This window comes from Sulfurospirillum sp., from assembly GCF_036802865.1.
Classification (GTDB): Bacteria; Campylobacterota; Campylobacteria; order Campylobacterales; family Sulfurospirillaceae; genus Sulfurospirillum.
In genome coordinates, this window is sequence record NZ_DAIRVK010000002.1 from 471,316 (window position 1) to 484,537 (window position 13,222).

Annotated in this window: 17 protein-coding genes; 8 read left to right on the forward strand and 9 right to left on the reverse strand. The window is 36.4% G+C overall.

Going from position 1 to position 13,222, the window contains the following annotated elements:
• The first annotated feature begins 2 nt into the window (after positions 1–2).
• From V7Q04_RS06730 to mnmH, 6 genes are read left to right on the forward strand one after another with little or no spacing between them, the layout of a single operon-like run.
• Positions 3–701, forward strand: a complete 699-nt coding sequence (locus V7Q04_RS06730; protein ID WP_333804183.1) for a tRNA1(Val) (adenine(37)-N6)-methyltransferase — start codon at positions 3–5, stop codon at positions 699–701.
• Complete coding sequence (locus tag V7Q04_RS06735; RefSeq protein WP_333804184.1) at positions 689–1,069, forward strand: YkgJ family cysteine cluster protein; 381 nt, start codon at positions 689–691, stop codon at positions 1,067–1,069. The genes V7Q04_RS06730 and V7Q04_RS06735 overlap by 13 nt, the downstream gene beginning before the upstream one ends.
• The gene (locus V7Q04_RS06740; RefSeq protein WP_333804185.1) at positions 1,045–2,316 is read left to right on the forward strand and encodes a hypothetical protein; all 1,272 of its coding nucleotides are present in this window, start codon (positions 1,045–1,047) and stop codon (positions 2,314–2,316) included. The genes V7Q04_RS06735 and V7Q04_RS06740 overlap by 25 nt, the downstream gene beginning before the upstream one ends.
• On the forward strand, positions 2,313–3,101 hold the full coding sequence (gene trpC, locus V7Q04_RS06745; protein ID WP_333804186.1) for an indole-3-glycerol phosphate synthase TrpC: 789 nt from the start codon (positions 2,313–2,315) through the stop codon (positions 3,099–3,101). The genes V7Q04_RS06740 and trpC overlap by 4 nt, the downstream gene beginning before the upstream one ends.
• Positions 3,101–3,592 (forward strand): HIT family protein, encoded by a 492-nt coding sequence (locus V7Q04_RS06750; RefSeq protein ID WP_333804187.1) that lies wholly within the window; start codon positions 3,101–3,103, stop codon positions 3,590–3,592. Before trpC ends, V7Q04_RS06750 begins: the two co-directional genes overlap by 1 nt.
• On the forward strand, positions 3,586–4,599 hold the full coding sequence (gene mnmH, locus V7Q04_RS06755; protein ID WP_333804188.1) for a tRNA 2-selenouridine(34) synthase MnmH: 1,014 nt from the start codon (positions 3,586–3,588) through the stop codon (positions 4,597–4,599). Before V7Q04_RS06750 ends, mnmH begins: the two co-directional genes overlap by 7 nt.
• Here mnmH and V7Q04_RS06760 read toward each other — a convergent pair.
• The 9 genes from V7Q04_RS06760 to V7Q04_RS06800 form a co-directional block, all read right to left on the reverse strand.
• Positions 4,596–5,348: an energy-coupling factor ABC transporter ATP-binding protein gene (locus V7Q04_RS06760; RefSeq protein WP_333804189.1), complete on the reverse strand. Its 753-nt coding sequence runs from the start codon at positions 5,346–5,348 to the stop codon at positions 4,596–4,598. The genes mnmH and V7Q04_RS06760 overlap by 4 nt on opposite strands.
• Complete coding sequence (locus tag V7Q04_RS06765; protein ID WP_333804190.1) at positions 5,335–5,889, reverse strand: hypothetical protein; 555 nt, start codon at positions 5,887–5,889, stop codon at positions 5,335–5,337. Before V7Q04_RS06765 ends, V7Q04_RS06760 begins: the two co-directional genes overlap by 14 nt.
• The gene (locus V7Q04_RS06770; RefSeq protein ID WP_333804191.1) at positions 5,879–6,160 is read right to left on the reverse strand and encodes a PDGLE domain-containing protein; all 282 of its coding nucleotides are present in this window, start codon (positions 6,158–6,160) and stop codon (positions 5,879–5,881) included. The genes V7Q04_RS06765 and V7Q04_RS06770 overlap by 11 nt, the downstream gene beginning before the upstream one ends.
• The gene (cbiM, locus tag V7Q04_RS06775) at positions 6,157–6,804 is read right to left on the reverse strand and encodes a cobalt transporter CbiM (protein WP_333804192.1); all 648 of its coding nucleotides are present in this window, start codon (positions 6,802–6,804) and stop codon (positions 6,157–6,159) included. Before cbiM ends, V7Q04_RS06770 begins: the two co-directional genes overlap by 4 nt.
• 111 nt (positions 6,805–6,915) lie before the next feature.
• A complete protein-coding gene (gene pdxA, locus V7Q04_RS06780; RefSeq protein WP_333804193.1) occupies positions 6,916–7,851 on the reverse strand; it encodes a 4-hydroxythreonine-4-phosphate dehydrogenase in 936 nt (311 codons plus the stop codon).
• Entirely contained in the window at positions 7,848–8,627 is a 780-nt protein-coding gene (locus tag V7Q04_RS06785) for a pyridoxine 5'-phosphate synthase (protein ID WP_333804195.1), read from the reverse strand. Before V7Q04_RS06785 ends, pdxA begins: the two co-directional genes overlap by 4 nt.
• Before the next feature lie 63 nt (positions 8,628–8,690).
• Positions 8,691–9,818, reverse strand: coding sequence for a cytochrome b/b6 domain-containing protein (locus V7Q04_RS06790; RefSeq protein WP_333804196.1), 1,128 nt, complete (start codon positions 9,816–9,818; stop codon positions 8,691–8,693).
• A 59-nt stretch (positions 9,819–9,877) separates the two neighbouring features.
• The gene (locus V7Q04_RS06795) at positions 9,878–10,249 is read right to left on the reverse strand and encodes a c-type cytochrome (protein ID WP_333804197.1); all 372 of its coding nucleotides are present in this window, start codon (positions 10,247–10,249) and stop codon (positions 9,878–9,880) included.
• Between the two features lie 32 nt (positions 10,250–10,281).
• The gene (locus V7Q04_RS06800) at positions 10,282–11,754 is read right to left on the reverse strand and encodes an NAD(P)/FAD-dependent oxidoreductase (protein WP_333804198.1); all 1,473 of its coding nucleotides are present in this window, start codon (positions 11,752–11,754) and stop codon (positions 10,282–10,284) included.
• A gap of 269 nt (positions 11,755–12,023) precedes the next feature.
• Between V7Q04_RS06800 and V7Q04_RS06805 the strand changes: the two genes are divergently transcribed.
• Both V7Q04_RS06805 and V7Q04_RS06810 read left to right on the forward strand, forming a co-directional pair.
• Complete coding sequence (locus tag V7Q04_RS06805; RefSeq protein ID WP_333804199.1) at positions 12,024–12,182, forward strand: hypothetical protein; 159 nt, start codon at positions 12,024–12,026, stop codon at positions 12,180–12,182.
• 6 nt (positions 12,183–12,188) lie between these two features.
• Positions 12,189–13,094, forward strand: a complete 906-nt coding sequence (locus tag V7Q04_RS06810; protein ID WP_333804202.1) for a Ppx/GppA phosphatase family protein — start codon at positions 12,189–12,191, stop codon at positions 13,092–13,094.
• Positions 13,095–13,222 lie beyond the last annotated feature (128 nt).

Genomic DNA, 13,222 nt, shown 5'->3' on the forward strand with positions numbered 1-13,222 from the left:
ATATGAATTTATTTCAACCTGAACGTGGGTATCGTTACAACAGCGACACGCTTTTACTTTACGATTTTATCGCCTCATTTACACCCAAAGGCGAAATACTAGATGTTGGGTGTGGCTGTGGTATTTTGGGACTTTTACTAAAACGCGATTTTCCAAGTATTCAAATGCACCTTTTAGACATCCAAGAACAAAATTGCGTCATCGCGAAGGCAAATGCCGAAGCCAATAACACATCAATCAAAAGCTTTACATGTAACAATTTTTTACAGACAAAATTTGAGCATAAATTTGACATGATCGTATCCAATCCTCCTTTTTACCATAAGGGAGGTGTTAAAAATACGAATGATGCACTCTTCTTAAGTCGCCATAGCAGCGCACTTCCTTTTGAAGCCTTTGCTCAGAAAACCACCAAAACACTTTCCAATCGGGGATATTTTTGTTTCTGCTATGATGCGAAACAAATTGATACACTTATGGCATCATTACTGGGAAATGGACTTAATGTTGAAGATATCTGCTTTGTTCATCCTAAAGAGGATAAAGAGGCTTCTTTGGTACTGATTCGTGCCCGTAAAAATTCTAAAACACTTTGTAAAATTCATCCACCACTTTTTATCTATACAGGTGACAATTTTACGCCGCGTGTTAAAGCTATTTTTGAGCAATCTCGAACACAGAGTGTGACATGGACAACCTAATGAAGGCTGAAGGGTACCCTTACGCATTTAATCCTAAAGCCTGTGAAAACTGTTCAGGAAAATGTTGTGTAGGGGAAAGTGGATACATCTGGGTGAGTCCTGAAGAGATCAGTGCAATTGCTGAAAAACTTTCTTTATCTAAAGAGGAGTTTATCAATAAGTATTTACTAAAAATTCGCTATCGTTTCACGATTAAAGAGATCGCGTACGAAGGCGGCTATGGTTGCGTCTTTTTTGATATGGAAAAAAAGATGTGTCGTATCTACGACGTGCGCCCTTCACAGTGCCGTACATTCCCATTTTGGGAGTATTTCAAACAAAATATTGACGAGGTAGTTACAGAATGTCCCGGTATTATTCGCTTATAGTCGTTCTTTTTTTATTGGCAGGATGCGCCACTAAAGAGGTAATTGTTACCAATGAAACTACAAAAAAAGTTTTTGAAGAAGAAGACAATCTTATCTTCCAAGCATTAAATTATCAACAAAATGGTGATTATGTTAATGCTCGTAAAATTTACCATGCGCTTTATGAACAGAGTCAAAAGAAGATTTATCTTACTGAAGATGCAGGGCTTGCTTTTATTTTGAATGATCCTGATGCACGTAATCTTATTATGCAAGGGGTTCGTAAATATCCTGATGAAAAAAACTTTAACCGTCTATTAGTTGGACAACTGGTTAAAGAGAAACGTTATGAAGAAGCCGAAAAAGAGATTCTTAAGCTTATTGAGTACGATAAGTCAGTACAGCATTTGAGTATCGCAGGTAATCTATATTTACAAATGAAAGCCTATGACTTAGCACTCAAATATTTTGAAAGTGCCTATAAAAAAGAGCAAAATGAAGAGTTGATGCTTAATATTGTTGAACTTTTGTACCGCTTTTTAGGTCGTAAAGACGATGCTGTGGCTTACTTAGAAACCTATGCCAATATGGAAGGTTGTGGAGAGCATACCTGTTTTAAATTGATCGAAATTTATGGACGTGATCGTAATGTTCAAGGCTTAATTGCAACGTATAAAAAACTCTACAAAGAGCAACAAACGGAAGAAATCGCTAAAAAAATTGTTGAGCTTATGATGTATGTCAAAGATGTCAAAGGGGCAACACACTTTTTAGAAAAAGCACAAATCAACAAAGATACGCTTCTTCAAATCTATGCAACTCAGAAAAAATTTACAGAAGCTTATGCCTTAGCTGAAAAACTCTATGAAGAGAGCAAAAACCTTGATTATCTAGGGAAAATGGCTATTTATGAGTATGAAATAAACAAAAATAAGCTTTCAACTGAAGTCATTCAGTCCATATCTCAAAAGTTCAACGAAGTGACCAGTTTACTCAAAGATTCAGTTTATCTTAATTACTATGGTTATTTATTGATCGATCATAATATCGATATTCCAAAAGGTATTTCACTGATTCAAGAAGCACTACGATTAGAGCCAAATTCACCGTATTATCTTGACTCTCTTGCTTGGGGTTATTATAAACAAGGTCAATGCGAAGAGGCTTATAATATTATGAAATACTTTGGTGAAAATGTCATGGAAGAAGAGGTTGCTGCACATATTGAAGCGATCAAAAAATGTTTGAAAGAGAAACAAGCACAATGATTTTAGATGAAATTATCAAGCGTACTCGTGAAGATTTAGAAAAAAAGAAAAAAGAGTATACAATTGACTGGTTGGGTCGAAGCCTTGCATTTAATCCTTTTATGCCACGTGATGTTAAGCCTTATCTCAAAGCAACACCCGAGAATCCTTACCGGATTATTGCTGAAGTAAAGAAAGCAAGTCCTAGTAAAGGCGTTATTAAAGCTGATTTTGATCCATTAATGATCGCTAAAGCGTATGAACTAGGTGGTGCTGATGCGATCTCAGTTTTAACAGAACCACACTATTTTCAAGGGAACCTTGAGTATTTAACACAGATTCGCCGTTATGTACCAACGCCTTTGTTACGTAAAGATTTTATTATTGATGAGTATCAAATTCTTGAAGCCCTTGTTTATGGGGCTGATTTCATTTTATTGATTGCAAAAGCACTCACAAAATCCGAATTGAAGCATCTTTTAGAGTATGCATTACGACTTGGACTTGAAGTTTTAGTCGAAATACATGACAAAGAAGACCTTGTCAAGGCGATCTTTGCAGGAGCCAATATCATTGGGGTTAATCATCGCAACCTTGAGACTTTCGAGATGGACATGAGTTTAACGGAAAAATTAATGCCTCTTATTCCTCAGGGAAAAATCATTGTAGCAGAGAGTGGATTAAACGATAAAGAGACGATTAAGCACTTAAGTAAAGTTGGTGCAGACGCCTTTTTGATTGGTGAATATTTTATGAGAGAGCCAGATATTCAAGCCTCACTTGAAGCAATAAAAAAGGTTGATTGATGAATTACATGTACGCTCCTTGGCGTGATGTTTACTTTAGTGAAAAACCAGAAGGATGTGTCTTTTGCAACATTACTGCACATCCTGAACGAGATAACGAGCATCATGTTTTATACCGTGATGAACTCTGTTTTATCGTGATGAATCGCTATCCTTACTCCCCAGGGCATTTTATGGTGATTCCACATCATCATACCGATGCAATGGAAGAACTTGAACCAAAAGTATGGTTGCACATCTCTTTGATGGTTCAGCGCTGTGTCAAAATGCTGAAAGAGGGCATTGGAGCACACGGGGTTAACCTTGGTATGAATCTTGGAAAAAGTGGAGGAGCGGGCATTGCGGAGCATGTTCACTATCATGTCATTCCAAGATGGATTGGAGATACTAATTTTATTACGACTATTGCAGATACCCGAGTGTATGGTACTGATTTTGAAAAAATCTATAAACATCTTAAAGGGCTTGTTCCAGAGTACCTTTCATGCTAAGTGAGTTAGGCATTGATGCCTTTGTCGAGCAAAAATCAACGTTTGATCTTCTCATCGATGCACGCAGTCCTAAAGAGTATTGTGAATCACATATTCCAAATGCCAAAAATTTTTATGCCTTAAATGATGCCGAGCATCAAGAAATCGGTACACTGTATAAACAAGTCTCACGCAATGATGCCAAAATACTGGGAGCGCGTTATATTTGTCAAAATGTTGCACGGCATCTTGAAGAGATCGCAAAGTCTTATACCATAGGCTCAAAAATTGGTATTTATTGTGCAAGGGGAGGGCTTAGGTCAAGCTCTATTGCTATCATACTCTCTCATATTGGCTATCAAGTCTACAGGCTACAAGGTGGCTACAAAAGCTATCGTTTTCATGTACTCACGTATCTTGAAAATATACCCCACCACCATTTTATAGTTCTTGGTGGTAATACAGGCTGTGGCAAGAGCGAACTATTACAAACACTTCATCCTTCTATTGATCTTGAAAAATTGGCAAATCATCTTGGTTCTAGTTTTGGAAGTATAAAAGGAGAACAACCCAGCCAAAAAGCCTTTGAAAATATTTTATGCGAAATTTTATGTAAAATTGATCCCAATGCCTATATCTTCATTGAAGCAGAGAGTAAAAAAATGGGTAAATGTACTGTTCCATCCCTCTTGCATGAACGTATGCTACAAGGGTATCGTGTGGAGATTACCGCACCTTTAGAGCAAAGAGTAGATCGAATTCTAAAAGATTACCATGCTGTTACAGCCACTTTTTTCAACCAATCCATGCAAATGATCTCACCTTATATTAAAAAAAGTGTCAAAGAAGAAGTTCTTTTGGCTTATAAGAACCATGATTTAGCAGAAGTATCGAAGATACTTTTAGTGGCATATTATGATTTAGTGTACAAAAAGCCCCGTCATATAGACATGGTACTTGACAATGCCGAAGAAAGAACCACTCTTCTAGCGCTTCAAGCATTACATGTAAAACTAACCAACGCCTAAAAATGGTGCATATGGTAGTGTGAATGATTAAAATCTTTGTGCTTATGGGCATGAATATGTAACAAATTTCCCTCAATTAATATCTTTTTATCGCGCATCAGTGCTTCTACTTCACCATTATAAATAAGTTGATGTTTGTCATTAAGAACAAGCGCTCTATCACCTAATTCATATGCCAAAGAGATATTATGTGTTGAGATAAGTGTTGTAATGTTCATCTCAGAGAGCAAATCCACAAACCATCCTGTTGTTTTGGGGTCCATATTGGCGGTCGGTTCATCTAAGAGCAAAAATTGTGGTTCAAGAGCTAAAATAGCACATAACATCACTTTTTGTTTTTCACCACCACTCAGTTTAAGCGGAGAGCTTTGCAAATATTCACTCAGGCGAAATTTTTCGGCTATAGCATGAACGCGTTCTTCTACGTTTACAATGTCAAACTCACGTAGTCCAAAAGCGATTTCATCATATACCGTTGGATTAAACATCATCGTTTCAGGGTTTTGAAATAAAATGCCGATCTCTTTACGAAATGATTTATCGACACTTTTTTTGGTAATCAAACGCTCTTTATACGTGTAAGTTCCCTCACCAAAATAAAGACCTGCAAGAATGCGAAGAAGTGTACTTTTACCGCTGCCGTTATTGCCAAGCAAAACAACTTTTTCACCCGCTTTAATTTCAAAAGTGAGTTTGTCCAAAACACATTTTGTTTCATACTGGTACGCTAAATCTTCAACTTTTATCAAAAAATCCCCTTGCTTTGAGTGCCAAACTTTTTTCCTCGCTATCATACAACGCTTTGGTAAAAAAATAACCAAATACAGAGGTAATAAACTCTTTTTTAGCACGCTCGCCCATCTTTTTTATGAGCCTACTTTTGAGTGCCAACATAAAGTTTTCATAACTTTTTTGGTAACTGTAAATTTGAGAAAGAGAAATACTCAACAGAAAGCTCAAGGTTTTGGAAAACGAGAGAGCTAAAGCGATATTGACATAATGCGAAAAGAGCATTGTCGTCAAGGTCAAATCAAAAACACGTAAGTTAAAAAGCAGTAAATACTCAATCCAAGGTTTTTGTTGGAGTAGGGCAATCGACACAAAACCAATACTAATAGCGATATTGAAAAAGAAAATGGATTTTAGGGCTTTTTTGAGCATCTTAAACCATTCTCTCTTTGCTAAAAAAAGTAAAATAATTGCAAAAAAACCTAAAAGATAAAAAGAATGGCTAGAGAGAATGACCAATAGCCCTAAAAAATAGAACCCAAAAAGGATTCTATCGCGCAAGTTTTTTTCCAAGCAAATAAAAAATTCCAAAAATAAGAGCAATACCTATCATACCAGAGAGATAATAAGCCAAAATATCATTGATACCTTCTATCGTATAATCTGGTGCAAGTGCTTTTACATGTAGAGCATTTTCAATCCCTTGTGGAATAAATCCTAAGGCTTCTTGATAATATTCATTATCCCACTCTGCCCATGCAGGATTTTCGCTAATAAGGCCTAAAGGAATCAGTATAAAAATAATCAACATTGGATAGAGAATTTTTTTCATGCGGTTGCTCCTTTATAAATGCGATTTTTAACAATATAACGATAGGCAATTCCTGTAAATATAGCTTCAACAACACCAAAAAAGAGCATATGTGAACCTACAACTGCAGGAAAAGTAATCGCAAAGCCAAAAGGAAAATAAAGAGGCTGACCATCTAAAGTTGCGATCAGTGGCTGAATACCAAGCAAAAGAGTCAGAACAAGAGAAGCACACACAACACCAATCCAACCACTGATATACGGTGCAAATGTTTTGGTTTTGAACATTTTAAAAATAAAGTAAGAAGAAAAGGAAGAGGCGAATGCCATCAACAATGCATTGGCTCCAAATGTTGTAACGCCACCATCACCAAAGACAAGGGCTTGAATAAGAAGCACTAAACTTACGCATAAAGAAGCGACCCACGGTCCAAATAGAATAGCAATTAATGATGCACCCACAGCATGTCCACTCGTGCCACCGGGGATAGGAATGTTAAACATCATAATGATAAAACTCAGGGCACTCAAAGAGGCAATAAGCGGCAATGTTGTTTCATCGAGCTGTTGTTTGAGCTTTTTAAACGCTATAACCCATAAAGGTAAAGCAGCCGCATAGGTTGCAATACAGGTAATAGGGGAAAGATAACCATCTGGGATATGCATAATACGTAACCTCCAAAGATATAAATCCAAAATAATAATTGAGTAATAAGCAAATATTACTCAATTAAATCTGGTATTATTATTACATCTCTAGTCTTAGTATTACTTGAATTAAAATGTTAATATCGCTTTTCCGGTTGCAAGTTTCACCGCTTCCTTAACCGCATTCACATAGCTGAGGGTCGAAGGGTTACCATCTTTATACGCAATATCAAAAGCTGTACCATGATCGACAGATGTTCGTATAACGCCTGCATTAAGGCTTACATTGATGCTTTCATCAAAATAGAGTGTTTTAAGAGGTATAAGTCCTTGGTCATGGTACATACAGATGAAATAGCGAAACTTCTCACGATTGGCTTTTGCAAATGCCATGTCAGGCACAAAAGGACCTACAAAAACTTCACGTTCTAAAAAATGATTGGCTTTTAAAATCGCTTTTTCAATCTCTTCATCTTCATCACCAATGACACCATGATCCCCCGCGTGAGGGTTTAATCCTAAAACAGCAATACGCTCTTCACCAATCTCTTCATACACCTTCAGTAAAAAAGGTTTGAGCTTTTTTGCTTTTATTTCATGAGGAACATCGCGCAGCGGGATGTGATGCGTGTAGAGAATCGTAAACATTTCCTCGCATCCCAACATCATAATAGCTTCACATCCAAGCAGGTCGCTGAGCGCATCGGTATGACCTTTGTATTCCAGTCCTGCCATTGCCCATGACTCTTTGTTAATAGGAAGGGTTACAATGCCACTGACCTCATTGCTTTTTGCTAAGGCTACTGCGGTAATAAACGAATCATACGAGCTTTCACCCGCTTCGGCAGAACAGACACCTGCTTCTATTTCAAAAACTTTACCACAATCGCGTATCTCAAAGTCATGAGGAACATCAACTCCTAAAAGTGCAGCACCCCAACCAAGCATATTTTCATTAATACAATAAATAGGATGACAATGTTTTTTGACTTCTTCATGAGCACGAAGCGCAATCTCTAAACCAATGCCGTTTAAATCCCCAATACTAATAGCAATTTTTTTCATCGAACTAATCCTAACATCTCTTTGACAGCTTGCTCAAACCCAACAAAAATAGAACGTGCAATAATGCTCTGACCAATGTTGAGCTCAGTAATCTCAGAAATCTCTAAAATACGTTTCACATTTTGATAATTTAGTCCATGCCCCGCGGCTACTTTAAGACCTAATTGGTGTGCAAGTTTGGAAGCATGCTCTAATTCATGGGTTGCTTCACTAAGCTTTGCATGCAATGTTGCACGATCCAATTCAAGGGCTTTGATACTATGTGAAGAGTTTGAAAGATTAGAATAGAGCATCGCATAAATATTGGCATAAAGTCCCGTATGAAGCTCAATCCACTCCGCTCCAATCTCTTTTGAAGCTTCAATCATCGCACTATTAGGATCAATAAAAAGTGAAAGTTCTATGTGCTCTTGTTTGAGTCTTTGAGCAATTTTTTTAATAACCTCTTTATTTTTAACTACATCTAAACCACCCTCTGTTGTCACTTCCTCACGCTTTTCAGGTACAAGCGTTGCACGATGAGGACGAAGTGCAATAACTTTATCAATAATCTCTTGATTGATAGAACACTCTAAATTGATAGGAAGCTGAGAAGTTGCAATAATCTTAGAAGCATCATTATCATTAATATGACGTCTGTCTTCTCGTAAATGAATTGTAATCTGATCGGCTCCAGCGCGTTTAACAAGTGACACTGCATCTAGTGGATCGGGATCATTAATCTTTCGTGCTTCCCTAAGCACTGCAATATGATCTATATTTACGCCTAGAAGCATGATGTTTCCTTTGTTTTTTATGAGTGATTATAACGAAAATATGGTTTCAAAAGAATTTCACACTCATTTGGGAATATGAATCCGTGTATTATCAAACACACCATACTCAAAATCAGGATGACATGCAAAACAATTTGAAGCGTCCTTTATACCTAACTGTTTATAGATAGTTTTATCAATTCCTTTGTGTGATTCTCTCCAGTAAGGTACTTTACTCATAGAAATAGGGCGCATTTCACCTAAAGACTCCAATGTTTTAAAAGCGATTTTATGTGTAGATTGTTCGGCACTTTGCGTTAAAAGATACGCTTTGATAGTGGTTTGTTCACTTTTTGTAATATTGTTTTCTGTAATCTGTTCGCCAAAATGGTTATTAAGCCCATCCATCAGTCGTATCCATGAGTCATTTGGTAACATAAAAGGTGGGTAAATTTTATGACATTTGCTACATTTTTCAAAAAAAGTACTGTTTTCCATTTGAAAATCTCGTTTTTGAAATCTACTTTGTGTCACAAATGTTTCTTGATAAGCTACAACATAGAGGGTATAAAGAGAAAAAAAGATAACAGCATAGGCAAAAGTATGACGAATGAGAGAGATTTGAGCATGCTTGCCTTCCGCTTTTTTATAACCTGTAATCATCGCAAAAAGCATATGCGTTTTATGATAAAACTGCTCAATCAAAACACCTATAATATGAATAATAGCCCACATCAAAAGAAAATAAGAAAGTAATTTATGTGCAAAAAAAAGATACGAAGATACATAATAATAGTGTTCGTTCAAACTACCTAAAATACCACTTGCTTCTTGTGTACCTTGCAGTACAAACCCACTACTAACAATCAAACTTCCCAAGCCTAAGACAATAAGTGTAAACCAACTTGATGCAGCATTATGTCCAGCATAAATTTTACGCCATCTGTTGTGTACTTTTTCTTGAAAATAAATTTGAAGTTCTTTTGCGTTAAGTTTAAAGGTTTTAAATGTTGCATAGTTTGGACCAACAAATCCCCAAATAAGACGAAAAAACAACACTATACCAAAGATAAGACCAAAAGCGAGGTGCCATCTAAACAGATGATGATAAAATGAAGTGGCAAATGAAAGAAAAAAGGATGATGCTATAATCCAGTGAATGATACGCGTACATAATGGCCAAACAAAAACTTCATTGAGTCTTGGATTCATCATCGACTTTCAGATGTTTTTTGATGCGAAAGAGACATCAAAAAACATCATATTAATTTTTATTTGACGTAAAATGTATTGTGCAAATAATTTGCCATCATTTTAATATCGTAGTCGTAACCTTTTTCAGCCAATTTTTTCATATTATGCTCCATAACATCATGTTCGGTTGCCGTTGACTGACCAAGACCACCATTTTTAATGTCAAAGAGTGACATTTCAAGCTCTTGAACACTTTGTTTCGTAAGTGCAGGTGCTTTTTTCTCAGCAACACCTTCACCCTTTGGACCATGGCAGTGTAAACATGTCTCTGCATACACTTGTGCTGGGGTGTATTTATACTTCATAATATCTGATTTTGGTTTATCGCCACATCCGCTTAAAACAACCAATGCAACGACGAGAGAGAGTGCTAAACTAATTTTTTTCATAAGTTTTTCCTTTTTATGTATCGTAAACAAAATTAGGCTCTACCAGAGAGCATACCGTAGATTGTCATTGGTTTGAGCGCATATACTTTCAGTAACCACCAAATCCAGCGTTCTTGTGTTGGGTCAAGAGGAAAAGATGGTGCTGGTTTAGCTGTCCAGTTAAATTCAAGTAAAGCAACTGTTCCAATACTCGTGATCAAAGGACAAACGGTGTATCCATCATAGGCAGCAGGGAGTTTTTCTTGTTTTTCCATAACAGCAATTAAGTTTTCGGCAACAACATTGTATTGTTTACGAGCACTTCCGCCTGTTTTCCCCATAGGAACAGCAGCAACATCGCCAAGTGCAAAGACATTTTTATAAGTTACATGCTGAAGTGTCTCTTTTACAACAGGAACCCAACCTTTGCTTGAACCTATAGGTGATTTACCCACAAAATCTGGTGCTTTTTGAGGAGGAGTAATGTGAATAAAATCATACTTTTTCTCAACATTTTTACTCATAGAAATCATGGTGTATTCTTTGAGATCCTCATCGTATTCACCTTTTTCAAGCCATTTTTTCTCAAAAGTCGCTACTTTTTTCTCCGTATCAATGGCCACTAAATTGGTTTTAAATTCCCATTTGAAGTCTCTTACTTTGAATTGCTCAAAGATGGCGGTATTGTATTCAGGCACACCAAACATTTTATCACCAGAGGGGCAAAAAGTTAATTCAACTTTATCTCTTACACCTGCTTTTGTGAGTAAATCATGGGTAATATACATAATTTTTTTAGGAGCGCCACCACATTTTATAGCCGTATCTGGATCGGTAAAAATTGCTTGAAGTTTTTCACTTCCTTTATGCGCTTTAGCTTTGGCAATAAGCTCTTCAATACCTTTTTTTGTATCAACAGCACCATCGGCAAAATAGACAGAATAAACGCCATCTTTACCCACTTTTTTGCGTACAACGTCATTAGCACCCGAAGAGGTAATTTCGCCCTCAAGCCCTTTAATTGCACCAAAATTAAGTATTAAGCCCATAGCAACAACTAAATAGTCATAGCTTATTTCTGTACCATCTGCTGTTTTCACTTTATTATTTGTCGGATCAAAACTTACAACTGAGTCCTTAATCCATTTTACGCCTTTGGGTATAAAATTAGCTGTTTCATACTCAATATCACTTTTTTGCCATACACCAGCAGCAATCAGCGTTTGCCCAGGTTGATACGAAACTGATTTTGGATTTGGCTCAATAAGCGTAATATCGGGGTTAGCAAGTCTTTGTGTCAGTTTTGCAGCTGTAGCAACACCTGCAAGACCACCGCCTACAATAACAATTTTGCCCGTTGCATTGGAACTTGAAGCATGCGCTTCTGTTGCGGTTGCTGCACTTGCCAAGACACTTGCAGCAATTGGTGATGCTGCTAAAAGTTTCATCGCATTTCGGCGAGACATTCCACCTTCATGCTTCTCAATCTCAAAGAGTATATCCTCAATGATTTTGTCTGATTTCATAGTTTGCCCATCCTTTTTGTTGAGTGATTCCCCATTTTACTTCTAACAATCTGAGGCTTACCTTGGTTAAAAAAATTATACCTGATTATTTTAGTTGTTTATAATCTTCTAAAATTGTCCTCATAATGTAATATTATTCAACCTAGTATTAAGTTATCTTTTCCTAAAATCATTTATTCAATTTTTATTTTTATGAAGTAGGGTTAATGTTTAAAAGAGAAATTCTCATTTTTGTTGTCATTTTTTTATTCCTAGCGTTAGGAATGCACATGAACCAATGGCTTACACATCCTCTTGAACATTTAAACAATTTAAGTGCAAACAAGATGCCGTATCATCCACTTCTTTATACAACGATTGTTTACATTTTTACTGGGCTTATCCGCGCTGTTTTAAGTGCCATTATAAAGCTTTTTAGAAAAAGATAGGTTGCAATGATTGGCTGTGATTTAGGCTCTAATACGCTACGTATTGTTCAAATAGAGTGTCAAAGTAAAACGCGCATTAAAGCTTTTGAAAAAATTGTACGAACGGCTAAAGATTTACATCTAACAGGTTTCATTAGCCAGCAGTCTAAAGAGAATATCTTTAATGCCCTTTTTGAAGCTTCAAAACTCTTTGATTTTAAACATGAGCGCTGTTTTTGTGTAACAACGGAAGCAATGCGTATTGCTTCCAATGCACAAGAGATTTTACGAGAAATAGAAGCAACATTTGGACTTATATTTCAGATTATTTCGGGAGAAAGAGAAGCTTACTTAACATCACTCGCTGTTGAAAATGCACTCAAACGTGAAGGATATGAACACCAAACTTATGCCTTATTTGACCTTGGTGGAGGTTCAACAGAACTTACCTTTTGTAAAAATGGCATCAAACAATCTCATAGTTTTCCTTTTGGTATTATCAATATTGCTGAGCGATATAAGAGTGAACTTGAATACCATGTGACCCGTATTGTTGAGTCTATCAATACTTTTATTCAAACTCAACCAGATATTTCTTCCACTTTTTTACAATTAGTAACAACTGCAGGAACACCAACAACGGTTGCCGCTTTTTTAGAAGGTCTTGATTATGCACATTATAATGCTAATACAATAAACGGTAAAATTTTGCATATAGAAGATTTTGACGTTGCCTATGAGCGATTAACGATGATGAATGAAGAAGATGCAGAGCGTTACACTGGCACTAACCGTCGTGATTTGGTTATTGTTGGCATTTTAATCGTTAAAGCAATGATGCGAAAACTTGATTTTGATAGTTGTATTGTTGTTGATGATGGACTACGAGAGGGAGTAGCCCTTGAACAGTGTTACAATTTGGAAAAATCATAAAAAATCCCCTAAAAAAGAGCCTTCTTTAATCTTTATTTGCTATAATAACCCACTTTTTTTACAGAATACGTCTTGTAAAAAATCAATATTTACCGACATGCTCGGTAAGTTTTAGTACCCAAAATATA